This is a genomic window from Streptomyces sp. P9-2B-2 (assembly GCF_030406865.1).
In the GTDB taxonomy this organism is placed as follows: Bacteria; Actinomycetota; Actinomycetes; order Streptomycetales; family Streptomycetaceae; genus Streptomyces; species Streptomyces platensis.
Window position 1 is genome coordinate 2,415,869 of sequence record NZ_CP129126.1, and the last position, 23,020, is coordinate 2,438,888.

The 23,020-nt window shown below is 73.6% G+C and carries 19 protein-coding genes; 10 read left to right on the top strand and 9 right to left on the bottom strand.

What is annotated here, in order from left to right; genetic code table 11:
* Positions 1–98: 98 nt before the first annotated feature.
* From QT196_RS10465 to QT196_RS10475, 3 genes are all read right to left on the bottom strand, one after another.
* Positions 99–1,256 carry a histidine kinase gene (locus QT196_RS10465; RefSeq protein WP_290354793.1) on the bottom strand — a complete coding sequence of 386 codons (1,158 nt, stop codon included), beginning with the start codon at positions 1,254–1,256 and terminating at the stop codon, positions 99–101.
* A 31-nt stretch (positions 1,257–1,287) separates the two neighbouring features.
* The gene (locus QT196_RS10470) at positions 1,288–1,470 is read right to left on the bottom strand and encodes a hypothetical protein (protein ID WP_266730274.1); all 183 of its coding nucleotides are present in this window, start codon (positions 1,468–1,470) and stop codon (positions 1,288–1,290) included.
* A gap of 230 nt (positions 1,471–1,700) precedes the next feature.
* Positions 1,701–2,501 (bottom strand): serine protease, encoded by an 801-nt coding sequence (locus tag QT196_RS10475; RefSeq protein ID WP_168478623.1) that lies wholly within the window; start codon positions 2,499–2,501, stop codon positions 1,701–1,703.
* A 263-nt stretch (positions 2,502–2,764) separates the two neighbouring features.
* On the opposite strand from QT196_RS10475, the gene QT196_RS10480 reads away from it, so the two are divergent.
* Positions 2,765–3,664 (top strand): hypothetical protein, encoded by a 900-nt coding sequence (locus QT196_RS10480; protein ID WP_290354794.1) that lies wholly within the window; start codon positions 2,765–2,767, stop codon positions 3,662–3,664.
* Between the two features lie 45 nt (positions 3,665–3,709).
* On the opposite strand, the gene QT196_RS10485 is transcribed toward QT196_RS10480, so the two are convergent.
* Both QT196_RS10485 and QT196_RS10490 read right to left on the bottom strand, forming a co-directional pair.
* Entirely contained in the window at positions 3,710–4,405 is a 696-nt protein-coding gene (locus QT196_RS10485) for an alpha/beta hydrolase (RefSeq protein ID WP_168478625.1), read from the bottom strand.
* Positions 4,406–4,615: 210 nt separating this feature from the next.
* On the bottom strand, positions 4,616–5,350 hold the full coding sequence (locus QT196_RS10490; protein ID WP_290354795.1) for an MBL fold metallo-hydrolase: 735 nt from the start codon (positions 5,348–5,350) through the stop codon (positions 4,616–4,618).
* Between the two features lie 157 nt (positions 5,351–5,507).
* Here QT196_RS10490 and QT196_RS10495 point away from each other — a divergent pair, with 157 nt between their 5' ends.
* Entirely contained in the window at positions 5,508–5,996 is a 489-nt protein-coding gene (locus QT196_RS10495; protein ID WP_168478627.1) for a hypothetical protein, read from the top strand.
* A gap of 76 nt (positions 5,997–6,072) precedes the next feature.
* Positions 6,073–6,549, top strand: coding sequence for a PPOX class F420-dependent oxidoreductase (locus tag QT196_RS10500; RefSeq protein WP_085924840.1), 477 nt, complete (start codon positions 6,073–6,075; stop codon positions 6,547–6,549).
* A 6-nt stretch (positions 6,550–6,555) separates the two neighbouring features.
* Here QT196_RS10500 and QT196_RS10505 read toward each other — a convergent pair whose 3' ends face one another.
* On the bottom strand, positions 6,556–7,317 hold the full coding sequence (locus tag QT196_RS10505) for a winged helix-turn-helix domain-containing protein (protein WP_168478628.1): 762 nt from the start codon (positions 7,315–7,317) through the stop codon (positions 6,556–6,558).
* A 67-nt stretch (positions 7,318–7,384) separates the two neighbouring features.
* Between QT196_RS10505 and QT196_RS10510 the strand changes: the two genes are divergently transcribed.
* Positions 7,385–7,954 carry a hypothetical protein gene (locus tag QT196_RS10510; protein WP_168478629.1) on the top strand — a complete coding sequence of 190 codons (570 nt, stop codon included), beginning with the start codon at positions 7,385–7,387 and terminating at the stop codon, positions 7,952–7,954.
* Between the two features lie 123 nt (positions 7,955–8,077).
* Here QT196_RS10510 and QT196_RS10515 read toward each other — a convergent pair whose 3' ends face one another.
* From QT196_RS10515 to QT196_RS10525, 3 genes are all read right to left on the bottom strand, one after another.
* Entirely contained in the window at positions 8,078–9,538 is a 1,461-nt protein-coding gene (locus QT196_RS10515; protein WP_168478630.1) for a glutamate synthase subunit beta, read from the bottom strand.
* On the bottom strand, positions 9,531–14,144 hold the full coding sequence (gene gltB, locus QT196_RS10520; protein WP_290354796.1) for a glutamate synthase large subunit: 4,614 nt from the start codon (positions 14,142–14,144) through the stop codon (positions 9,531–9,533). Before gltB ends, QT196_RS10515 begins: the two co-directional genes overlap by 8 nt.
* Before the next feature lie 289 nt (positions 14,145–14,433).
* Positions 14,434–15,165: a VIT1/CCC1 transporter family protein gene (locus QT196_RS10525; RefSeq protein WP_266731422.1), complete on the bottom strand. Its 732-nt coding sequence runs from the start codon at positions 15,163–15,165 to the stop codon at positions 14,434–14,436.
* 362 nt (positions 15,166–15,527) lie between these two features.
* On the opposite strand from QT196_RS10525, the gene QT196_RS10530 reads away from it, so the two are divergent.
* From QT196_RS10530 to QT196_RS10555, 6 genes are read left to right on the top strand one after another with little or no spacing between them, the layout of a single operon-like run.
* On the top strand, positions 15,528–16,634 hold the full coding sequence (locus tag QT196_RS10530; RefSeq protein ID WP_266730291.1) for an ADP-ribosylglycohydrolase family protein: 1,107 nt from the start codon (positions 15,528–15,530) through the stop codon (positions 16,632–16,634).
* Positions 16,631–17,911, top strand: coding sequence for an ADP-ribosylglycohydrolase family protein (locus QT196_RS10535; RefSeq protein WP_290354797.1), 1,281 nt, complete (start codon positions 16,631–16,633; stop codon positions 17,909–17,911). Before QT196_RS10530 ends, QT196_RS10535 begins: the two co-directional genes overlap by 4 nt.
* Positions 17,908–19,212 (top strand): ADP-ribosylglycohydrolase family protein, encoded by a 1,305-nt coding sequence (locus QT196_RS10540; protein WP_248001086.1) that lies wholly within the window; start codon positions 17,908–17,910, stop codon positions 19,210–19,212. Before QT196_RS10535 ends, QT196_RS10540 begins: the two co-directional genes overlap by 4 nt.
* Positions 19,209–20,669 (top strand): ADP-ribosylglycohydrolase family protein, encoded by a 1,461-nt coding sequence (locus QT196_RS10545; RefSeq protein ID WP_290354798.1) that lies wholly within the window; start codon positions 19,209–19,211, stop codon positions 20,667–20,669. The genes QT196_RS10540 and QT196_RS10545 overlap by 4 nt, the downstream gene beginning before the upstream one ends.
* Entirely contained in the window at positions 20,666–21,961 is a 1,296-nt protein-coding gene (locus QT196_RS10550) for a CoA transferase (RefSeq protein WP_266730298.1), read from the top strand. The genes QT196_RS10545 and QT196_RS10550 overlap by 4 nt, the downstream gene beginning before the upstream one ends.
* On the top strand, positions 21,958–22,989 hold the full coding sequence (locus tag QT196_RS10555; protein ID WP_290354799.1) for a CoA ester lyase: 1,032 nt from the start codon (positions 21,958–21,960) through the stop codon (positions 22,987–22,989). Before QT196_RS10550 ends, QT196_RS10555 begins: the two co-directional genes overlap by 4 nt.
* The last annotated feature ends 31 nt before the right edge of the window (positions 22,990–23,020 follow it).

Sequence of the window (23,020 nt, forward strand, 5' to 3'; positions counted from 1 at the left end):
GCCGGTGTGGGGCGTGCGCCTATGGACAAAGGAGGGGCAGGTGTTGGACAGATGCGCGACGGGGCGGGCGGTGGTCCCGCCGTCGCGGGGGCGGCGGGTCAGGCCGTGGCGCCGCCGTCGAGGGGCAGGACGGCGGTGAGTTCCCAGCCGCCCTCCGGTGCCGGGCCCGCGGTGAGCCGGCCGCCCATCGCCTCGGCCCGTTCCGTGAGTCCGGCCAGGCCGAAGCCTCCGCCGCGGGCCTGTTCGGAGAGGCGGGCGGGGGCGCCGCCGTCGTTGGCGACGCGCAGCTCCACCCCGCGGGGGACGGACCGCAGGCCGATGCGTACGGCCGTGGCGTCCGCGGCATGCTTGCGGATGTTGGTGAGCGCCTCGCGCACGATGCGGTGGACGGCCGCGGCCACCTCGGCCGGCAGCGCGTGCGCGGCGGCGTTTTCGAGGGCGAGGACGACCGGCGGGCCGGTGCGGGCGAAGGTGTCGGTCATCGCCCGGACCTCGGCGAGCCCGGCGAGCGGGTGGGCCCGCGTCACGTCCTCGCGCAGTACCCGCACCAGTCGCCGCATCGCGCCCAGCGCCTCGCTGCCGGCGGTCTCGATCCGTTCGAAGGTGGCGTCGGCCGGCGGGCCTTCGAGGCCGGTGCAGCGGGCGGCGCGGGCCTGGACGACGATGCCGGTGACGTGGTGGGCGACCAGGTCGTGCAGCTCCCGTGACAGTTCCAGACGCTCGGCGGCCCGGACCGCGGCGAGGTCGCGCAGCCGCTGGGCGTCCTGCCGCCGCAGGGTCAGCGAGTAGGCGGCGACGACGACCGTGAGCACCGCCTGGACCACGGTGAACAGGCCCGGCCGGAGGTCGCGCAGCGGGGTGAGGACGCAGGCCAGGCCCAGCAGCGGGCCGAGGACGGCGGCGGTGCGGCCGGGCGCCCGGCGGACCACGGCGGCGAGCAGCAGGAGCAGGGCGAGGCCCTCGCCCAGGCCCCATACGTGCGGTGGGCGCGGTCCGGCGATCAGCAGCGCGGACCCGGTCAGCGAGACCACGGCCGCGGCGGTGGCCCGGGCGGTCAGCGGGATCCGGGTGCCGGTCACCGTGCACAGGCAGACCGCGAGGGCGGTCGCGCCCATGACGGCGTGCGACCGGGCGGGCTGGTGGGCCATCGCCACGGCCTCCAGCCCGGCGAGAAGCAGCAGAAGCACCGCCGGACCGGCCGCGGCCGCGACGCGGCGCGGTGGCCGGACCGTCGGCCGCCCGGGCAGGGGGTTCATCCGCGGGGCCCGTCCGGTGTTGCCGTGCGGTTCACCCCCACGCCGCGGTCGAGGGGGCATCGTCCGGTGTCTCAAGGGGGTCGTGATGACCGCCGAGCAGGACGTAGGCGAGGGCCGCGGCGGAGGCGGCGAGGAGCAGGGCGGCGAAGACGGTGGCGCGGCGGTCGCGGTCGCGGTCGGGCGCCGGGGGTCGGCGGCGGGGCTCGGGGGTCATGCCGTTCACGCTAGGGAGCGGGCGCGGGGCCGCCCAGAGGCCGTCCGGTCATCCGTGGCGGCACAGGACCCGGCCGGGAACCCGCATTTGGTCCCGGGGCGGACGGACCAAGGGCCGTGGCGCGGCGGGACCAAGGGCCGTGGCGCGGCGGGACCAAGGGCCGGGACTTCCGGCCCGGCGAAGGGCCCGGGGGGGGCGGCTCCCCGGACCCTCGGTGTGCGGGGAGCCGGTCAGCCCAGTTCGCCCGCGGCCTTCTTGATGTTGGCGGCGAAGGCGCTCACCTCGCTGTAGACACCGGGCTTGCCGGGTCGTGCGCAGCCCTCGCCCCAGGAGACGATGCCGACCTGGAGCCACTTGCCGGCGTCGTCCTTGCGGAACATCGGGCCACCGGAGTCGCCCTGGCAGGTGTCGATGCCGCCGGTGTCCAGCTTGCCGGCGCAGATCTCGTCACCGGGGGTCAGCTGGTCGCCGTAGGCCTTCTGGCAGGCGGCGTCGTCGACGAACGGCACGGTCGCCTTGAGGAGGTAGCGCTGCTGGTCGCCGCCTTCCTTGTCGGCGCCCCAGCCGGCGATGGTGAAGTCGCCGCTGTTGAGCTTGTCGTCCTCGGCGATCTTCAGGGTGGGCTGGTCTATCGGCTTGGCGAGCTTGATCAGGGCCCAGTCCTTGCCCTTGCCGTTGTAGCCGGGGGCCTGGAGGACCTTGGTGGAGTTGACCTTGACGGCGGCGGAGTCCTCCAGGTCGACCACACCGGCGGTGGCGGTGATGGAGGTGTTGTCGCCGCTGCCGTCGACGCAGTGCGCCGCGGTGAGCACGATGTCCTTGGCGTAGAGGGCGCCGCCGCAGCCCATCGACAGCCGGACCATGAAGGGGAATTCACCCTGGTCGGCCTTGGTGCCGCCGACGACCTTGGTGGACGGTTCGGAGGAGGGGGCGGCCGACGCCGAGGCCGAGCCGGGCTGGAGGCTGAAGGCGGCCAGGGCGACCGCGCCGACGGCGAGGGTTCTCTTGAGGGGCTTCCGGTAGGTGCGCAACGGGCTTCCTTTCGTGGGGGGTTGCACGTCGATGACGAGCCCATGCCAACACCGGAGCCGGATGTGACCGCCGCACACCGCACATGACGGACGAAGCACACCGTGAGGCGTCCGGACCCAGTGGGGGATGAGTCCGTACAGCGCTCTGTGATTATGTGGAGTGGGCGATCAGAGTGACAAGGGTGCGCATCCGGCCAACTCCCGTACGCGCCACGCCCGTACACCTCATTCCGGACTTTCCCGGCCCGCCGTACAGTGGCCGGGTGACCACCGGCGGCAGAGCGATCGAGCACGGCTACCCCCACCTCGACACGGTGCGTTCAGCCCTCCACGCCCTGTTCAAACGCCTGTCGTACGACACGGTGCGCACCTTCGACACCAGCGTGCCGCCGGTCGATGTGGCCTTCGGCGAGGACGAGGATCTGCATCTGGGGGCGCAGCGGGTGGCCGGTGCCATGGTCCGGCAACTGCATCTGCCGGACGCCCGGGCGGTGATCACCTTCCGCGAGATGGAGCATGCCGCGAATGTCGAACTCACCGCGGGTCCGGAGTACTTCATCGAGCTGAACGACCGCTTCCGCACGCACCGCAAGGACATCGGTGCCGCACTGGCCCATGAGGTGACGCATGTCGCGCTGCACCGTCTGGATCTGGCGTTTCCCGGCACCCGCGACAACGAGATCCTCACCGACACCGCCGCCGCCTACCTCGGCGCGGGCTGGCTGCTGCTGGACGCCTACCGGGAGCACGGCCCGTTCTCGCAGAAGCTGGGCTATCTGACGCCGGAGGAGTTCGGCTATGTCCTCGCCAAGCGGGCCCGGTTCTTCGGGGAGGACCCGGCGCCGTGGTTCACCAGCCCGCAGGCGTACGACGCGTACACGGCGGGCGCCGCGCGGGCCCGCCAGGACCTGCGCCGGCCCCCGCTCGCCGGTGCGGGCTGGGCGGCCCGGCTGCGCTACGCCAAGGACCGCCGGGCGGCGCAGGATCCGCGGCGCGCGCCCCGGCCGTCCGCCACGGCCGAGGACTATGCCTTCGAGGGCCCGTCGCCGCTGCGGGTGTCGTTCCCCTGCCCGGCCTGCCATCAGCGGATCCGGGTCCCGGTCCGCGGCCGCCTCCAGGCGCGCTGCGGGCTGTGCAAGACGCTGCTGGACTGTGACACCTGACGGGGCGCCGGCCGGTGCGCGGGACGACTGGCGCCCCGACCGCCCCTAGACCCACCCCTCCAGGCCCGCCATGAAGCCGTCGAAGTCGTCCCGGTGGATGGTGTGACCCGTGCGGGGCACCGTACGGACCTCGAAGCCCCGCTCGGTCAGCTCGGCCGCCGCCTGCTCGGAGAAGAGGAACCCCTCCCCCGCGAACTGCACCAGGGACGGGACGACCGGCTTCTGGGGCGTGTGGTCCTGGAGGTGGACGGCGGACAGTGCGAGGGCGGTCCCGGTGTCCCAGTCGGCGACGGTGGCCAGTTCGAGGTCGACATCGGCCTCGGACCAGCGCGGGTTGAAGGTCCGCAGCAGCTCCCGGTTGGCCCGCTTGAACGCGACGAACAGCGCCGGGTCGACGGGCTGTCCGACCCTGGCGAGCGACCAGGCCGGATCGCAGTACACCGCCCGCCGCGGCTGGAGCCGCTCCACCGCCCGGGACAGCGCCAGCCCACCCAGGGAGTGCCCGATGGCGACCTCGGGGGCGGTGGGCAGGGTCTCCACGAGGTCCTCGGCGAACAGCTCGGTGTCGTACGGGCCGCGCGGGCTGCGGCCGTGGCCGCGCAGATCGACGGCGAGCACCCGGTAGCCGCGGTCGGCGAGCGCCGGACCGACGCGGTGCCAGGTGCGGTGATCGGACATCAGGCCGTGGACCAGCACCGCGACGCGTTCGCCGGTGCCCCATTCGTGGGTGTGCAGCTGCATGCCCTGCCTCTCGTCGGTCCCGCGCGCTCCGGCTCCCAGGGGTCCGGTCCCGTTCGCCGGTCCGGTGGCGCACCGGCCCGACGTTACACGGACGATCTGCTGCCGGCGCGGCTGCTGCGCCCCCGGCTGACCGGCGTCCGTGCCGAGTTCACACCCCCGGAGCAGATCGCCGGCCGGGTCGCCGGCCTGCTCCGACGCCGTCCGGGGCGCTCACAGCCAGTCCGTCTCCGGGGTGGCCGCGGCCAGGAGGGCGCGGGTGCCGGTGCGGAGCGGGACGCCGTGCGGGACGCACACCGTGTCGACCGCGTCGAGGCCGGCGAGCCGCCGGAAGGAGGCGATGGCTTCCTCCCGGGCGACGTTGACGGGGCCGAGGACCACGCGGGTGCCGTCGGGGCTGGTGCCCATGATGTCGCCGGGGAAGAGCAGCCGGCTCTCGGGGAGGTGCAGCGCGATGCCGCCGGGGGTGTGGCCGGGGACGTGCAGCACCCGCACCGGCTCCCCCCAGCCGTCGAGGATGTCTCCGTCGTGGAGTGCGACATCGACCTCGACGGGGCGCAGCGGCGGCATCCCGGCGGTCGCGAAACCGGCCATGATCCCTTCGTGCAGCGACCGTTCCGTGGGGCTGAGCGCCGGCACGGGTTCGGGGACACTGCCGCGGATGTACGGGGCCTCCAGGGCGCCGGCCAGGACCCGGGCGCCGGTGGCGGCGACCAGGTCGGCGGCGGATCCCATGTGGTCCACGTGGTAGTGGGTGAGCACGATCTGCCGCAGCTGGTCCGGCCGGCCGCCGAGTCGGGCCAGCGCATCGAGGATGGCGGGGGCCGAGCCGGGGATGCCGGTGTCGACCACGGCGTATCCGTCGTCGGGGAGGACGACGAGGTACACATGCCCTACGGGGAAGGCGAGTTGCCGGACGGTGGGGGTGATCTCGGTGAGTGTGTCCATGACCGGGACGCTAACCGGACCGCGCCGATGGCCACCGGCCGTTGCGCCGTGGGCGGATTGAGCGCAGAGCGGACGCCCCGGCCCCGCGCGGCCGAACGCGGCCGGAACCTGTCTTGCCTTCGGTGCGTCTCATCGCCGAACACCAAGGAGGCAAGTCATGCGAGGATCCCACCTCTCCCGCACCCGTTCCCTCACCACCGTGCTCGCGCTGGCGGTGGCCGGCACCGCCGTACTGTCCGGCTGCGGCCAGAAGCAGCAGACCGTGGGCAGCGCGCCGCCGCCGAAGAAGCCGGACGCCTTCGAGCAGCGGGCGGACCAGATCGTGCGGCAGTGGCCGAAGGTCTCCCCGGTCACCGGGCGGCAGCAGGCGATGCTGCCGCTGGCCGGCGCGGACCGCCCCAAGGACACCGGGGCACGGGAGATCACCGTGACCGTCGGGCACAGCGCCTGCGATGTGGACTTCGGTGCCCGCGGCCATGAGTCGAAGGACCTTGTGGTGATCACCGGCTGGGGCAAGCGGAAGAGCTCCAAGGGGATGTGCACCGAGCAACTGGCCACCGACAAGGTGAAGGTGCGGCTCAAGAGCGCGCTGGGCGACCGCAAGGTCGTGGACGCGGCCACCGGCAAGGAGCTCTTCAAGAGCTGACCGGCGGTCCGACGCGGCGGTGGACCGGCTCCGCGGCTCCGGCCCGGAGGGCACTCCACGCCCTAGGCTCACCCGCATGAGTCCTTCCACCGCCACCAACACCCGTGTCGAACTGCCCGAGCTGCTGGAGTTCGTCCGCTCCCGCCATCGCGCGATCCTGCTCACCCGCCGCTCCGACGGCACCCCGCAGGGCTCGCCGCTGACGTGCGGGGTGGACGACTCCGGGCGGCTGGTGATGGCGACGTATCCGGAGCGCGCCAAGGTCCGTAACGCCCGCCGGGTGTCGTCGGTCAGCGTCATCGTGCTGTCCGACGAGTGGAACGGCCCGTGGGTGCAGATCGACGGCGAGGCCGAGGTCATCGACACCCCGGACGCCATCGAGCCGCTGGTCGAGTACTACCGCAACATCGCCGGTGAGCACCCGGACTGGGACCAGTACCGGGAGGCCATGCGCAAGCAGGGCAAGTCACTGATCCGGGTGACACCGCTGCGCTGGGGCCCGGTCGCGACCGGCGGCTTCCCGGCCCGGCTCACGGAGGGCGGCGGCTCCTGAGGGCCGTCAGCCACGGGGCGGTTGGAGCGTGAGGGAGGGGAAGAGTGCCTCGTCGGGCAGGCCGAGCTGTGCGCGGAAGGCCGCCCGGCCCGCCGCGGTGACGGTGAGGATGCGGGTGGCGACGGCCTTGACGACCCAGGCGCGTTCCAGGGCGTGCCGGTAGAGGGCGGCGCCGACCGCGCCGGAGAGATGCTGCCGGCGCACCGTCCAGTCGAGGCAGGTGCGGACATGGGCCCGGTGGGCGTCCGGCGGCGCGGTGTCGGGGAGGCCGAGTGCGGTGAGCCAGTCGGCGCCGGCGGCGGTCAGCACCAGGCCGTAGTCCCGGGCCAGCAGGCCGCGTTCGGTCATCGCGTCGGCGATGGCGACGCCGAGGGCGCCGGCGATGTGGTCGTAGCAGGTCCGGGCGTGGTGCAGGGCGCGGCGGTGGTTGGCCTCGGCCAGCGAGCGGACCGGTACGCGGCGGTAGGGGGCGAGACCGGCGAGATTCTCCAGGGTCTCCGCGGTCTCCGGCCCGGCCAGCCGGACGTAGCGCCGCCGCCCCTGGCGTTCCTCGGCGAGCAGGCCGCCGGCGACCAGGAGGTTGAGGTGCTCGGTGGTGGTGGACGGCGCCACCGCGGCGTATTCGGCCAGTTCGCCCGCGGTCCAGGTGCCGCCGTCGAGCAGGGCCATACAGATCGCGGCACGGGTGCGGTCCGCGAGCAGCGCCGCGAGGGCGGCCAGATCGGGGGTTTCCGCGACGCTTTCCTGATCGGCGTCCCATCGGTTCATCTACACAGAGTAACCTCTCATAACACTTCGGTGAGCACCGAATCATCCGGCTTCTATCCTCGGCAGCATGAAAGGCGCGCTGGAGAAAAGCAGTTCGGTCGCCCCGGCGCTGCTGTCCACGGAGAACGACGACGGAACCTTCGTCCTGGTCGAGCTGCGCATCCGGTGGGAACTCGGACCGGTCGTCAGCGTCTGGCTGCCGGCCCGCGGCCGGACCGCGCGCAATCTCGCGGTACGCCCGGACGTGGTCTTCAATCTGCCGCCGGACGGGACGGGGGCCGAGGAGGGGGCGAGCGCCATACCGTCCACGGACGCGCCGTGGACGGAGCCGTCCGAGCTGGTGCGGCCGCCCCGACTGGTGCACTGTCCGGTGCAGTTGGAGGCGCGCCGGGTCGGCGAGCGGACCGTCACCGACGGGGCGTGGACACAGATCGAGGCGCAGGTGCTGCGGGTGCATGCCGATCCGCGGTGGGTGCTGCCACCGGGCGACCGTCGGATCGACCTGGGGGCCTGGCATCCGCCGCTGCATGACTTCCGGCCGCCGGGCACTCCCCCGCCGCAGGCCGTACCGGCCTCCGCACAGGAGATGGCCCGGCAGTTGGAGCGGCGCTTCCCCGCCGCCCGCGGTGGTGCGTAGGGCGCCGGTGCAGCGGGCCGGGGGCCGCGAGAAATGCCGCGGCGCCTGCCCTCCGGTCGGGGGAGGAGGCAGGCGCCGCGATTGTTCCGCACGACGTTGTACGGGACATCGGGGGACGGTCGGTCACACGGTGAGTGCCCGGTCCGTCGGCTTGATGGGAGCCGGCAGGGCGCTGACTCCGGTCAGGAAGCGGTCCACGCCCTTGGCCGCGGAACGGCCCTCGGCGATGGCCCACACGATCAGGGACTGGCCGCGGCCCGCGTCACCGGCGACGAACACACCGGGGACGTTGGTGGCGAAGTCACCGTCCCGGGCGACGTTGCCGCGCGGGTCGAGCTCCAGGCCGAACTGCTCGACCAGGCCGTTGTCCTGGTCGGTGCCGGTGAAGCCCATCGCGAGGGTGACCAGCTGGGCCGGGATCTTCCGCTCGGTGCCGGGCTTGGGCTCCGGCCGGCCGTCCTTGAACTCCACCTCGGTCAGGTGCAGGTACTGGACGTTGCCGTCCTCGTCGCCCTCGAAGTGGGTGGTGGAGACGGAGTAGACCCGCTCGCCGCCCTCCTCGTGCGCGGAGGTGACCTTGTAGAGCATCGGGAAGGTCGGCCAGGGCTGGTTGGCGTTCCGCTCGTCGCCCGGCTTGCCCATGATCTCCAGCTGGGTGACGGAGGCCGCGCCCTGGCGGTGGGCGGTGCCGACGCAGTCCGCGCCGGTGTCGCCGCCGCCGATGACAACGACGTGCTTGCCCTCGGCGCTGATCGGGGCGACGGTCAGGTCGCCCTCCTGCACCTTGTTGGCGAGCGGCAGGTACTCCATCGCGAAGTGGATGCCGTTCAGCTCACGGCCGGGCACCGGCAGATCGCGGGAGGTGGTGGAACCGGCGGCGATGACGACGGCGTCGTAGCGCTTGCGCAGCTTCTTCGCGTCGAGGTCGCGGCCGATCTCCACCTCGGTACGGAACTTGGTGCCCTCCGCGCGCATCTGCTCGATGCGGCGGTTGATGTGGCGCTTCTCCATCTTGAACTCGGGGATGCCGTAGCGGAGAAGGCCGCCGATCCGGTCCGCGCGCTCGTAGACGGCGACGGTGTGACCGGCCCGGGTCAGCTGCTGGGCGGCGGCCAGGCCGGCCGGGCCGGAGCCGATGACGGCGACGGTCTTGCCGGAGAGGCGCTCGGGCGGCTGCGGGGTGACGTCGCCGTTGTCCCACGCCTTGTCGATGATGGAGACCTCGACGTTCTTGATGGTCACCGGCGGCTGGTTGATGCCCAGCACACAGGCGGCCTCACAGGGAGCGGGGCACAGGCGACCGGTGAACTCCGGGAAGTTGTTGGTCGCGTGCAGCCGCTCGCTGGCCTCGGTCCAGTCCTCGCGGTAGGCGTAGTCGTTCCACTCGGGGATGAGGTTTCCGAGCGGGCAGCCGTTGTGGCAGAACGGGATGCCGCAGTCCATGCAGCGCGACGCCTGCTTGCTGATGATCGGCAGCAGGGAGCCGGGCTGGTAGACCTCGTTCCAGTCCTTGACGCGCTCCTCGACGGGGCGGGTCTTGGCGATCTCGCGCTCGTGGTTCAGGAAGCCCTTGGGGTCAGCCATTGGTCGCCGCCTCCATCATCTTCTCGTGGGTCTCGGACTCGGAGAGTCCGGCCTGCTCAGCGGCGTCCTTGGCGACGAGCACTGCCTTGTAAATGGGCGGGATGACCTTGCTGAAGCGCGTGGCCGCGGCATCCCAGTCGGCGAGGAGCTTGTCGGCGACGGTGGAGCCGGTCTCCTCCTGGTGGCGGCGCACGACGTCGTGCAGCCACTGCTTGTCGGCGTCGTCCAGCGCGTGGACCGCGTCGACGAGCTCCTTGTTGACGTTGGCCTTGTCGAGGTCGATGACGTAGGCGAAGCCGCCGGACATACCGGCCGCGAAGTTGCGGCCCGTCTCGCCCAGCACGACCGCGTTGCCGCCGGTCATGTACTCGCAGCCGTGGTCACCGACGCCCTCGGAGACCACCGTGGCACCGGAGTTGCGGACGCAGAAGCGTTCGCCGACCCGGCCGCGCAGGTACAGCTCGCCGCCGGTGGCGCCGTAGGCGAGGGTGTTGCCCGCGATGGTGGAGTACTCGGCGAGGTGGTCGGCGCCGCGGTCCGGGCGGACCACGACCCGGCCGCCGGAGAGGCCCTTGCCGACGTAGTCGTTGGCGTCGCCCTCCAGGCGCAGCGTGATGCCGCGCGGCAGGAACGCGCCGAAGGACTGGCCGGCCGAGCCGGTGAAGGTGATGTCGACGGTGTCGTCGGGCAGACCGGCGCCACCGAACTTCTTGGTGACCTCGTGGCCGAGCATGGTGCCGACGGTCCGGTTGATGTTCCGGATCGCGACCTGGGCCCGCACCGGCTGGGCGGCCTCGGCGGTGTCCGCGGACAGCGCGTCGGCGGCGAGCTTGATCAGCTCGTTGTCGAGCGCCTTCTCCAGACCGTGGTCCTGCTCGATGACCTGGTGGCGGACGGCGCCCTCGGCCAGCTCGGGGACGTGCAGCAGCGGGGCCAGGTCCAGGCCCTGCGCCTTCCAGTGGTCCACCGCGCGGGAGGTGTTCAGCAGCTCGGCGTGGCCGATGGCCTCGTCCAGAGTGCGGAAGCCCAGCTCGGCGAGGATCTCACGGACCTCTTCGGCGATGAACTGGAAGAAGTTGACGATGTACTCGGCCTTGCCGCTGAACCGCTCGCGCAGCGTCGGGTTCTGGGTGGCGATGCCGACCGGGCAGGTGTCCAGGTGGCAGACGCGCATCATGACGCAGCCGGAGACGACCAGCGGGGCGGTCGCGAAGCCGAACTCCTCGGCGCCCAGCAGGGCGGCGATGACGACATCGCGGCCGGTCTTGAGCTGACCGTCGGTCTGCACCACGATCCGGTCGCGCAGGCCGTTGAGCAGCAGCGTCTGCTGGGTCTCGGCCAGGCCCAGCTCCCAGGGACCGCCCGCGTGCTTGAGGGAGGTCAGCGGGGAGGCACCCGTACCGCCGTCGTGGCCGGAGATCAGGACCACGTCCGCGTGCGCCTTGGAGACACCCGCGGCGACCGTGCCGACGCCGACCTCGGAGACCAGCTTCACGTGGATGCGGGCCTGCGGGTTGGCGTTCTTGAGGTCGTGGATCAGCTGAGCCAGGTCCTCGATGGAGTAGATGTCGTGGTGCGGCGGCGGCGAGATCAGGCCGACGCCCGGGGTGGAGTGCCGGGTCTTGGCGACCCACGGGTAGACCTTGTGGCCGGGCAGCTGGCCGCCCTCACCGGGCTTGGCGCCCTGGGCCATCTTGATCTGGATGTCGTCGGAGTTGACCAGGTACTCGGACGTCACACCGAAGCGGCCGGAGGCGACCTGCTTGATGGACGAGCGGCGCGCCGGGTCGTAGAGCCGCTCGGGGTCCTCGCCGCCCTCACCGGTGTTGGACTTGCCGCCCAGCTGGTTCATGGCGATGGCCAGCGTCTCGTGCGCCTCCTGGGAGATGGAGCCGTACGACATGGCGCCGGTGGAGAAGCGCTTGACGATCTCGGACGCCGACTCGACCTCCTCGATCGGGATCGAGGGGCGCTCGGTGGCGAAGGAGAACAGGCCGCGCAGCGTCATCAGCCGCTCGGACTGCTCGTTCACCCGCTCGGTGTACTGCTTGAAGACGTCGTAGCGGCGCGAGCGGGTGGAGTGCTGGAGCCGGAAGACGGTGTCCGGGTCGAAGAGGTGCGGCTCGCCCTCGCGGCGCCACTGGTACTCGCCGCCGATCTCCAGCGCACGGTGCGTGGCGGCGATGCCGGAGGCCGGGTAGGCCTTGGCGTGCCGCGCCGCGACCTCCTTGGCGATGACGTCCAGGCCCGCGCCGCCGATCTTGGTGGCGGTGCCGTGGAAGTACTTCTCGACGAACTCCTCGTCCAGACCGACGGCCTCGAAGACCTGCGCGCCCCGGTAGGAGGCGACGGTGGAGATGCCCATCTTGGACATGACCTTCAGGACGCCCTTGCCGAGCGCCTTGATCAGGTTCTTGATGGCGGTCTCGGCCTCGACACCCGGCAGGAAGGTACCGGCGCGGACCAGGTCCTCGACCGACTCCATGGCCAGGTACGGGTTGACGGCCGCGGCACCGAAGCCGATGAGCAGCGCGACGTGGTGCACCTCGCGCACATCGCCGGCCTCGACGAGCAGACCGACCTGGGTGCGCTCCTTGGTGCCGATGAGGTGATGGTGGACCGCGGCGGTGAGCAGCAGCGACGGGATCGGCGCGTGCTCGGCGTCGGAGTGCCGGTCGGAGAGCACGACCAGCCGGGCGCCGTCGTCGATGGCGGCGTCGGCCTCGGCGCAGATCTCCTCGATCCGGGCGGCCAGCGACTCACCGCCGCCGGAGACCCGGTAGAGGCCGGAGAGGGTCACGGCCTTCATGCCGGGCATGTCGCCGTCGGCGTTGATGTGCACGAGCTTGGCCAGCTCGTCGTTGTCGATGACCGGGAACGGCAGGGTCACGCTGCGGCAGGAGGCCGCGGTCGGCTCCAGGAGGTTGCCCTGGGGGCCGAGCGAGGAGATCAGCGAGGTGACCAGCTCCTCGCGGATGGCGTCCAGCGGCGGGTTGGTGACCTGCGCGAAGAGCTGGGTGAAGTAGTCGAAGAGCAGCCGGGGACGCTCGGAGAGCGCGGCGATCGGCGAGTCGGTGCCCATCGAGCCGATCGGCTCGGCGCCGGCCTTGGCCATCGGGGCGAGGATGACGCGCAGCTCTTCCTCGGTGTAGCCGAAGGTCTGCTGGCGGCGGGTGACCGAGGCGTGGGTGTGCACGATGTGCTCACGCTCGGGCAGGTCCGCGAGCTCGATGAGACCGGACTCCAGCCACTCCTGGTAGGGCTGCTCGGCGGCGAGCTGCGCCTTGATCTCGTCGTCCTCGATGATCCGGCCCTCGACGGTGTCCACGAGGAACATCCGGCCGGGCTGCAGGCGGCCCTTGCGGACGACCTTCGCGGGGTCGATGTCCAGGACGCCGACCTCGGAGGAGAGCACGACCAGGCCGTCGTCGGTGACCCAGTAGCGGCCGGGGCGCAGACCGTTGCGGTCGAGGACCGCGCCGACCTGGATGCCGTCGGTGAAGGTGACACAGGCCGGGCCGTCCCAGGGCTCCATCATCGTGGAGTGGTACTGGTAGAAGGCGCGCCGGGCCGGGTCCATGGAGGGGGAGTTCTCCCACGCCTCGGGGACCATCATCAGCACGGAGTGCGGCAGCGAGCGGCCGCCGAGGTGGAGCAGCTCCAGGACCTCGTCGAAGGAGGCGGAGTCGGAGGCGTCCGGGGTGCAGACGGGGAAGAGCCGGTCGAGGTTGGCTGCGGTGTCGGCGCCGAAGAGCTTGGTGGCGAGCTGCGACTCACGGGCGCGCATCCAGTTGCGGTTGCCCTTGACCGTGTTGATCTCGCCGTTGTGTGCGACGAAGCGGTACGGGTGGGCCAGCGGCCAGCTCGGGAAGGTGTTGGTGGAGAACCGCGAGTGGACCAGCGCGATGGCGGTGGCGAAGCGGCGGTCGGACAGGTCCGGGAAGAAGGGCTCCAGCTGGCCGGTGGTCAGCATGCCCTTGTAGACGATCGTCCGGGCGGACAGCGAGGGGAAGTAGACCCCGGCCTCCCGCTCGGCGCGCTTGCGCAGCCCGAAGGCCTTGCGGTCCAGCGCCAGGCCGGTGTTCACCCCGTCGCTCACGAAGATCTGGGAGAAGGCCGGCATGGTGGCGCGGGCGCCGTTGCCGAGCAGCTGCGGGGCGACCGGGACCACCCGCCAGCCGATGACGTCCAGGCCCTCTTCGCCGGCGATCGTCTCGATGCGTGAGACGGCCTCGGCCGCCTCCTGAGCGTCGGACGGGAGGAAGGCGATACCGACGGCGTAGGCGCCGGCCTCGGGGAGCTCGAAGGTGACGTTCTCGCGAAGGAACGCGTCCGGCACCTGGAGCAGGATGCCGGCGCCGTCGCCCGAGTCGGGCTCGGAGCCGGTGGCACCGCGGTGCTCCAGATTCGTCAGGACGGTGAGCGCCTGCTCGACCAGTGCGTGGCTGGCCTCGCCGGTGAGGGTGGCCACAAAGCCGACGCCACAGGCGTCGTGCTCATTGCGGGGGTCGTACATCCCCTGCTGGGCGGGGCGGCCGTCCATGGGCGACCAGGCTGCGGCGTCGCTGCTGCTGGTGGTCGCGGAGTGCGTGGACGCGAAACGCATCGGCTCTCCCAACGTCGTCGTGGCATAGGCATTGCCGAGGGACGACGTTGGCCCTCCGCGAAATTTCGTGCAGGTTACAGGATGGCTCCCTTCTCAAAAAGCGAAAAGGGGCTTCCAGCATGCGGACACCGCACCTGCGGTGAGTCGGTACGCGGACGGAAACGAGGCCGTCCCACAAGGCGGCGTTCGGCGAGCGACATTGCCCGCGACGCCTGGGCCTTATGCCCGGCCGTAAAGAAACCGAAACCGCTGGGTAACGCTGTAATTATGCAGTCACCCGCATGACACGTCACCCTACGACGGTTCCGAACAGTGCTCCCAGGACGTACGTCACACCCGCGGCGGCGCCGCCGAGGGCCAGTTGACGCAGCCCGCTGAACCACCAGGAACGTGCCGTCACACGCGCCACGACCGCCCCGCAGGCAAACAGTCCGACCAGCGCGAGCAGCACCGCGGGCCAGATGGCGGACGCCCCCAACAGGTAAGGAAGCACAGGCAACAGCGCGCCCAACGCAAACGATCCGAAGGAGGAAATCGCGGCAACGGCGGGCGAAGGAAGGTCGGACGGGTCGATGCCCAACTCCTCGCGGGCATGGATCTCCAGGGCCTGCTCCGGGTCCCTGGAGAGCTGTTCGGCGACCTGCCGGGCGAGCGCCGGCTCGACCCCGCGCGACTGATAGAGGGCCGCGAGCTCCTCCAGCTCGTCCTTGGGGTGCTTGCGCAGCTCGGAGCGCTCGATTTCCAGCTCGGCCTGCACCAGCTCACGCTGTGAGGCGACCGAGGTGTACTCCCCCGCCGCCATCGAGAAGGCGCCGGCCGCCAGGCCCGCGAGACCGGTGATGATGATCGCCTGCTGCGGCAGCGCACTGCCGGCGGCGCCCGTCATCAGGGCGACATTCGAGACCAGCCCGTCCATCGCGCCGAAGACGGCGGGGCGCAGCCAGCCGCCGTTCACATCGCGGTGGGTGTGGTTGTCACGGTGGGCGACATGCGTCGGCGCCGCGGCATCCATGATCTCCATGACGGACATATCGGTACCTACTCCCTGCAAGCGAGGTGTGGGCCGATGGCGGCACTTCCCCCTCCAACGCTTCGAAGTTATGCGCCTCTTGGCCTCCTCCGCTAGCAAGGAAGGCCGAACTTACCGCGCTGACCTGCGGTTTTTCCGCGGGGTCGGCGATGAGATCCGGGTCACACACCCCTGCGGGGCCTGCCGGACACCCCGCTCCGGGGCCGTCCGGGGCGGTCGACCGGGTGACCCTGCCGCCCGGGACAGGAGAGCCGGGCCGTCGCGTGGCACGGATACAGCGCAGCGGTCCGCAGCCGGGCGGCCGCCCCGCGGGCCCGGCGGCGGTCCGGCCCGTACGACAGAACGGCACGCACATGAGCGCAGCGCACCCTCCGCCCGCGGAACCGGCCGGGCCCGGCGCCGGCGACGCCGTCCGCGACCGGGCCCGTGGCGCGCTGCTCGGGCTCGCCGTCGGTGATGCGCTCGGTGCCCCCGCGGAGAACATGAAGCCCTCGCAGATCCGCCGCCGCTGGGGCCGGATCGAGGGGTATGTCGAGGACGACCCGGCCGGCACCGATGACACCGAGTACGCGATCTTCTCGGGGCTGCTGCTGGCCGCGCACGGCTCGGCGCTGACCGTCGCCCAGGTCGAGGCCGCCTGGCACCAGTGGATCGCCGACCGTGACGAGGGGCCGTTCCGCGGTGCGGGCTTCAGTGAGCGCGGCACCCTGGAGAACCTGCGCCGAGGCCTGGCCGCGCCCATCTCCGCCCAGCACCGGCACGCCTGGAGCGACGGGCTGGCGATGCGCGCCGCGCCGTTCGGGGTGTTCGCCGCCGGGCGGCCCGCCGAGGCCGCCCGGCTGGTGGCCATCGACGGCACGGTCAGCCACGACGGCGAGGGGATCTACGGCGGCCGGGCGGTGGCCGCCGGAGTCGCCACCGCCCTGGTCGCCTCCTCCACCGACGCGGTGATCGCCGCTGCGCTGTCCGTCGTACCGGAGGACTCCTGGACCGCCCGCTCGCTGCGCCGCGCGGTCGGGGCCGCCCAGCGCTCCCGGCACACCCCGGGCATCACCCAGCTCGGCACCGAGCGCGCGGTGCGCTCCGCCGTCGTGATCGGCGGCTACCCCTGGACCGATCTGGCGCCGGAGGCCGTCGGCCTGGCCTTCGGCGCGTTCGAGGCGGCCCGCGGTGACTTCTCCGCCTCGGTGCTGACCGCGGTCAACATGGGGCGCGACGCCGACACCACGGCGGCCGTCGCCGGGGCGCTGGCCGGGGCGCTGTGCGGCGCCGCGGCGATCCCCGAGGCCTGGGCCGCCGCCATCGGCCCGGCACGCGGCAGCTGTCTGCCGTCGATGGCGGGCTATCACGTGCTGGACATCGCGGAGCTGCTGACCGCGCAGGGGGCGGGCCCGCGGGCGGCTGCCGCCGCGGGGCCCGGTGCCGGGGCGGACGCCGAGGCCGTGGTGGGCGCCCGGTGAACGGCCGGGAAGCGGTGCACGACGCCGGGCCCGGCGACCTCGCCGGGGCACGCAGCCGTATCGAGGGGCTGCTGCTCGGGGTGGCCGCCGGGGACGCCGCGGGGTGGCCGGCGGCGCGGCACCGGGCGGCGCGGATGCCGGAGTGGACCCGGCGGCTGACCCGGGAGCTGGACACCTTCGCCGAGCAGAACGCGACCACCACGCTGCCGGTGCCGATCGCCCTCAACCAGCCGCCCGAACCGCTGCGGCTGGGCCCCTCCGACGACGCCGAGTGGGCCGCCTTCACCGCCGAATCGGTGCTCACCGCGGCCGGCGCGCCCCTCAGCGACCTGGGCCGGGACCGCCGGATGCGGGCCGCCGTCGACCTCGCCTGGAACGCGCTGGCCAACGAGGTCGCGGCGGCCGCCGACCGGGCGCCCGAGGTCGAGTCCGCCGTACTGCCGCTGCGCGCCCGGATCTCCGTACGGGCCGGGCTCGGCAACCTCGCCGCCGGGCTGCGGCCGCCCGCCACCGGGCATGACAACCCGCACTACTTCGACGACGCGGCCTGCGTACGCGCCGCCGTCCTGGCCGTGGTGCACCCCGGCGAGCCGTCCGCCGCCGCCGAACTGGCCGAGTACGACGCGCGTTACACCCAGGACGGCGACGGGGTGCACGGCGCGCGGGCGATGGCCGCCGCGGTCGCCGCCGCGCTCGGCGGCACGGCGGCGAGCGGCTGTGTGGACGCCGCACTGGACCAGCTCCCCGACGGCACCGAGATCCGCCGCAACGCCCTGCACGCGGTCCGGCTCGCCCGGTCCTTCGCCACCGACGGTCCCGGCCGCCCCGGCACCGCGTTCGCCCTGGTGCCCGTCTTGGAGCACGAGATCGTCGACCACGTCTACAGCTACGGCATCGCCGCGGCCGAGACCGTCCCGGTGGCGCTGGCGCTGGCCCTCGCGACGGACGGGCGGGTCGCCGAGGCGGTACCGGCGGCCGCCTGTCTCTCCCGGGTCGCCGACTCCGCACCCGCCCTCGCCGGGGCGCTGACCGGTGCGCTCGGCGGTGCGCACGCCCTGCCCCGCACCTGGCGCGACGCCTGCCGGGTGCTGTCCGGCTGTGCGCTGCCGCGGCTGGCCGGCACGGACCTGGTCGAGCTGGCCGGGCTGCTCGCCCGTACGGAGCTGACCGCGCCCGAAGCCTCCGCGGCGCCCCCGCCGGCCCGTCCGGAAGCCGTCTCCGGCGCCCTTCTGGCTCCCGCCCCCTCCCCCACCGTGGAAGGACTCACCCGCACATGACGTACGCAAGCGAGCAGACACCGGCCGCGGCGCCCACGGCCGACCCGCAGGCCACCCGGATCCTGCCGGTCACCCCCGTCACCGTGGTCGCCAAGCCGTCGCCCGTGAACCCGGTGCCCCCCGTCGCGCCCGTCCCCCCGTCCCTGGAGGACCGGGCGACCGGCGCGCTGGTCGGCGCCGCCGTCGGCGATGCGCTCGGCGGGCCGGTGGAGGGCCGGACACCGGAGGAGATCGTGCAGCGGCACGGCGGCCGGGTCGAGGGCATCGTCGGCCCGTTCCACGACGACTGGCGCACCGCCCGCCCGCTCGCGCCGTACCACAAGGGCGACGGCCATGTCACCGACGACACCCTGATGACGCATGCGCTGGTGCGGGTCTACGAGGCGGTGCGCGACCACCTCGACGCCTATGACATCGCCGACCACCTGGTACCGGATCTGATCGGCACCCCGCGCTGGATCCCGGAGCTGGAGGCGGAGGCGCTGCCGGTGCAGCGGATCTTCCTCGCCGAGAAGTGGATCGTGGCGCGGCTGCACTACGGGCACGCGGATCCGCGCGAGGCGGGCGTCGGGAACATCGTCAACTGCGGTGCGGCGATGTACATGGCGCCGGTCGGCATCGTCAACGCCGGCAATCCGGACCGGGCCTACGCCGAGGCGCTGGACATCGCCGGGGCCCATCAGTCCTCGTACGGGCGGGAGGCGGCGGGGGTGTTCGCCGCGGCGGTGGCCGCCGCGTTCATCCCGGACGCGACCCCGTCCTCGGTCGTCGTCCAGGCGCTGCGGCTCGCCAAGGACGGCACCCGGGCCGCGATCGAGGCGGTCTGTGAGGCGGCGTCCTCGGTCACCGACCCCGCGTCGGCACCGGCCCCGCTGCGCGCCGCGGTCGCCCCCTTCGACACGGTCGGCCCGGACTACCGCAACCCGTCGCTCGGCGCCCGGCGGCCCTCCCGGCTGCACGCCATCGAGGAACTCCCCATCGCCCTGGGCATGTTGCTGACCGGCGGCGGCGACTTCCGGTCCACCGTCCTCGGCTCGGTCAACTACGGCCGCGACTGCGACTCGATCGCCACCATGAGCGGCGCCCTGGTCGGCGCGCTGCGCGGCGCGCAGGCGGTACCGGCCGAGTGGAGCGCGGAGGTCGCCCGCGCCAGCCGCCTCGATCTGGAGGCGCCCGGCGCCGCGCTGGCCGCCGTCGCCCGGGAGGTCTTCACCCGCGACCGGACCCGCGCCCGCACCCATGAGCAGGCCTTCACCGCGATCTCGGCGATCCCGGCGATGACGGAGGCGGTCGGGCCGTGACGGCCACGGCGGCGGCGCCCGCCCGGCCCGCGCCCGCGGCGCCACTCCGGGTGACCTGGGTGCAGCCCGAGGACCTGATCGGGCACGAACTGCGCCAGGCGGCGGAGGACGGCCGGGACGCCGCCGAGTTCGCGCGGCGGTGGCGGGCGGCGGGCGGTACCACGGCGCCGGGCCGGGCGGGCGCCTCCCCCGGCCCCGCCGGTCCGGCCCTGCGGGCGCTCGCCGGGGCGCTGCTCGACGAACTGGCCCTGCTGCCCTGCCCGTCGGCGGCCGACGAGCCCACCGAGCTGACGGCGATCCGGCGGCAGTGGGCGCCGTGGCTTGGGGACGGTGGGCCGGGCCCGGACGGCGGTGTGCCGACCGCCCGGCTGGAGGCCGCCTGGCTCGGGCGGGCGGCCGGCTGTCTGCTCGGCAAACCCGTCGAGAAACTGCCGCTGGACGGGATCCGGGCGCTCGCCCGCTCGACCGGAAACTGGCCGCTGACCGGGTACTTCACCGAGGCCGGACTCGACCCGGCGGTGGCCGCCCGCCACCCGTGGAACCGCCGCAGCCGCGCCACCTCACTCGCCGGGAACATCGACGGCATGCCCGAGGACGACGACCTCGACTACCCGCTCCTGGGCCTGCTGCTCCTCGAACGCCACGGCCCCGGCTTCACCACGGCCGACGTGGCGCGGCTGTGGCTGGACGAGCTGCCGGCCGGCCGGACGTTCACCGCCGAGCGCCTGGCGTACCGCAACCTCCTCGACGGCATCGAGCCGCCGCACACCGCCCGGTACCGCAACCCGTTCCGGGAGTGGATCGGCGCCCAGATCCGCGCCGACGTGCACGGCTGGACCCACCCCGGCGACCCGGCCGCCGCCGCGGCGCAGGCCTGGCGGGACGCCACGCTCAGCCATACCGCGAACGGGGTGTACGCCGCGATGTTCGTGGCCGCCGCGCTCGCCGCGGCGGCCGGCGGCGGCACCGATGTGCACGGTGCGCTGCGGGCCGGGCTGGCCGTGCTCCCCGTGCGCTCCCGGCTCGCGCGGGCCGTCCGCCGCGGTGTCGCGCTGGCGCGGGGCGAACCCACCGGCACCCCGGCCGGCTTCGCGACCGTCGTCGACCGGCTGCACCGCGCCTACGGACACCACCACTGGGTGCACACCGTGCCCAACGCGGCGCTGCTGGCCGCCGCGCTCACCCACGCCGACGGCGACTTCAGCGGCTCCCTCTGCCGTGTGGTGTCGGGCGGTTGGGACACCGACTCCAACGGCGCCACCGCCGGGTCGCTGACCGGCCTGCTCGCCGGATCGCCCGGGGCGCTGCCCGCCCGCTGGACGGCACCGCTGCGCAACCGGCTGGCCACCAGCGTCCGCGGACTGGACGGCATCGGCTTCGACGCCCTCGCCGCGCGCACCGCCGCGCTGGTCGTACCCGGTACCCCCGCCCACCGAACGAAGGCCCCCGCACCATGACCGACCCCTCCCTGTCCGGGGCGCCCCGGCCCACCGCCGACGACCGCACCGCCGCCCCCGGCTCCCCCGCCGCCGGCCCACTCACCGGGCTGCGGGTGCTGGATCTCGCCACGCTGTTCGCCGGTCCGCTCGCCGCCACCCTGCTGGGCGACTTCGGCGCCGAGGTGATCAAGATCGAGCATCCGCACCGGCCCGACCCGTCCCGCGGCCACGGGCCGACCAAGGACGGCATCGGCCTGTGGTGGAAGCTGCTGGGCCGCAACAAGCGGACCATGACGCTCGATCTGTCCCACCCCGGCGGCCGGGACGTACTGCTGCGGCTCGCCGCCGGGGCCGATGTCGTCGTCGAGAACTTCCGGCCCGGGACCCTGGAGCGCTGGGGCCTGGGCTGGGACGAGCTGTCCGCGGTCAACCCGCGCCTGGTGCTGGCCCGGGTCACCGGCTTCGGGCAGTTCGGCCCGTACGCCCGGCGCCCCGGGTTCGGCACCCTCGCCGAGGCGATGAGCGGTTTCGCCGCGATCACCGGGGAGCCGGACGGGCCGCCGACCCTGCCGCCGTTCGGTCTCGCCGACGCGATCGCCGCGCTGACCACGTCCTACGCCGTGCTGGCCGCGCTGCGCGCACGGGACTCCCCCACTCTCGGCTCCGCTCTAGCGGGGGGACCCCCATCCGGCCGCGGCCAGGTCGTCGATCTGGCGCTGATCGAACCGATCCTGACGGTCCTCGGTCCGCAGCCGCTCTGGTACGACCAGCTCGGCCATGTCCAGCCGCGGACCGGCAACCGCTCGGCGAACGTCGCCCCGCGCAACACCTACCGCACCGCCGACGGCTCCTGGGTGGCGGTCTCCACCTCGGCCGAGTCGGTCGCCGGGCGGGTGATGCGGCTGGTCGGCCGGCCCGAGGTGATCGACGAGCCCTGGTTCGCGACCGGCGAGGGGCGGGCCCGGCACGCCGAGGAGCTGGATACCGCGGTCGGCGACTGGATCGCCCGGCACGACAGGGCCGAGGTGCTCGCCGCCTTCGAGAAGGCCGAGGCGGCCGTGGCACCCATCTACGACATCCGCGAGGTGATGGCGGACCCGCAGTACGCGGCGCTGGGATCGATCACCGAGGTCCCGGACGACGAACTCGGCACGGTCCGGATGCAGAACGTCCTCTTCCGGCTCTCCGAGACACCGGGCGCCATCCGGTGGGCGGGCCGCCCGCACGGCGCGGACACGGACGAGGTGCTGGCCGGACTCGGGCTGACCGACGCGGAGATCGACGGGCTGCGCACGGCGGGTGCGCTGTGAGGACGGCGCCCCAGGCACCCCGCCAGACACCCGCCCCCACCCCGCTGACCTGGCTCTATGTGCCCGGGGACCGCCCGGACGTGGTCGCCAAGGCGCTCGGCTGCGGGGCCGACGTGGTCGTCGTCGACCTGGAGGACGCGGTCGCCCCGGACCGCAAGGACCATGCGCTGCGGGCCACCGCCGAGCTGCTGGGCGACCCGCTGCCGGTACCGGTCCACGTCCGCGTCAACGCACTGGACGGCCCGCGCGCCGAACACGAGATCCGCACCCTCGCCACCCTGCCGGGCCTGGCCGGTCTCCGGCTGCCCAAGGTGCAGGGCCCGGCCGATGTCCACCGCGCCGCCGGCTGGGCGACGACGACCCCGGAGCCGGTACCCGAACACGTCCCGTACGCCGCCGAAGGCCCCGTACCACCGGCCGGGCACACCCGCGCGGACCACCTCACCCCGGACCACCTCACCCCGGTCCGTACGCCCCCCGGCAGCACCGCCACCCTCGCCCCCGCGGCCCCGCCCGCCGCGAGCCCGCTGCCCGCCACCCCGGCCCTGTACGCGCTGCTCGAATCCGCGCTGGGCATCGAGCACGCCTTCGCCATCGCCACCGCGCATCCGGCGCTGCGCGGGATCGCGCTCGGCGAGGCCGATCTGTGCGGGGAGCTGGGCGTGCGGGACGACACGGGGCTGGCGTGGCCGCGCAGCCGGGCCGTGGTCGCCGCCCGCGCGGCCGGTCTGGCCCCGCCGCCGCAGTCGGTCCACCCGGACGTCCACGACCTCGACGGGCTGGCCCGGTCCTGCGCACGGGGCCGGGCGCTGGGCTTCCTGGGCCGGGCGGCGATCCACCCCCGCCAGCTCCCGGTGATCGAGGCGGCCTATCTCCCCTCGGCGGAGGAGGTCGCGGCGGCCCAGGAGATCGTGCGGGCCGCCACGGCGGAGGGCGGGGCGCTGGCGCTGCCGGACGGCCGGTTCGTGGACGCGGCGGTGGTCGCGGGCGCCCGGCGGGTGCTGGACCTGGCCGGACGCCGGAGCTGACCGGCGGGCCGCCGGGTCCGGACAGCACAGC

Excerpts from the sequence above, each read along its gene's own strand:
- QT196_RS10530 (WP_266730291.1), top strand. The coding sequence starts at position 15,528 with ATGAGCGCAGCGCACCCTCCGCCCGCGGAACCGGCCGGGCCCGGCGCC.
- QT196_RS10525 (WP_266731422.1), bottom strand. The coding sequence starts at position 15,165 with ATGGAGATCATGGATGCCGCGGCGCCGACGCATGTCGCCCACCGTGAC.
- QT196_RS10495 (WP_168478627.1), top strand. The coding sequence starts at position 5,508 with ATGCGAGGATCCCACCTCTCCCGCACCCGTTCCCTCACCACCGTGCTC.
- QT196_RS10540 (WP_248001086.1), top strand. The coding sequence starts at position 17,908 with ATGACGTACGCAAGCGAGCAGACACCGGCCGCGGCGCCCACGGCCGAC.
- QT196_RS10485 (WP_168478625.1), bottom strand. The coding sequence starts at position 4,405 with ATGCAGCTGCACACCCACGAATGGGGCACCGGCGAACGCGTCGCGGTG.
- QT196_RS10550 (WP_266730298.1), top strand. The coding sequence starts at position 20,666 with ATGACCGACCCCTCCCTGTCCGGGGCGCCCCGGCCCACCGCCGACGAC.
- QT196_RS10515 (WP_168478630.1), bottom strand. The coding sequence starts at position 9,538 with ATGGCTGACCCCAAGGGCTTCCTGAACCACGAGCGCGAGATCGCCAAG.
- QT196_RS10510 (WP_168478629.1), top strand. The coding sequence starts at position 7,385 with ATGAAAGGCGCGCTGGAGAAAAGCAGTTCGGTCGCCCCGGCGCTGCTG.
- QT196_RS10465 (WP_290354793.1), bottom strand. The coding sequence starts at position 1,256 with ATGAACCCCCTGCCCGGGCGGCCGACGGTCCGGCCACCGCGCCGCGTC.
- QT196_RS10505 (WP_168478628.1), bottom strand. The coding sequence starts at position 7,317 with ATGAACCGATGGGACGCCGATCAGGAAAGCGTCGCGGAAACCCCCGAT.
- QT196_RS10470 (WP_266730274.1), bottom strand. The coding sequence starts at position 1,470 with ATGACCCCCGAGCCCCGCCGCCGACCCCCGGCGCCCGACCGCGACCGC.
- QT196_RS10500 (WP_085924840.1), top strand. The coding sequence starts at position 6,073 with ATGAGTCCTTCCACCGCCACCAACACCCGTGTCGAACTGCCCGAGCTG.
- QT196_RS10490 (WP_290354795.1), bottom strand. The coding sequence starts at position 5,350 with ATGGACACACTCACCGAGATCACCCCCACCGTCCGGCAACTCGCCTTC.
- gltB (WP_290354796.1), bottom strand. The coding sequence starts at position 14,144 with ATGCGTTTCGCGTCCACGCACTCCGCGACCACCAGCAGCAGCGACGCC.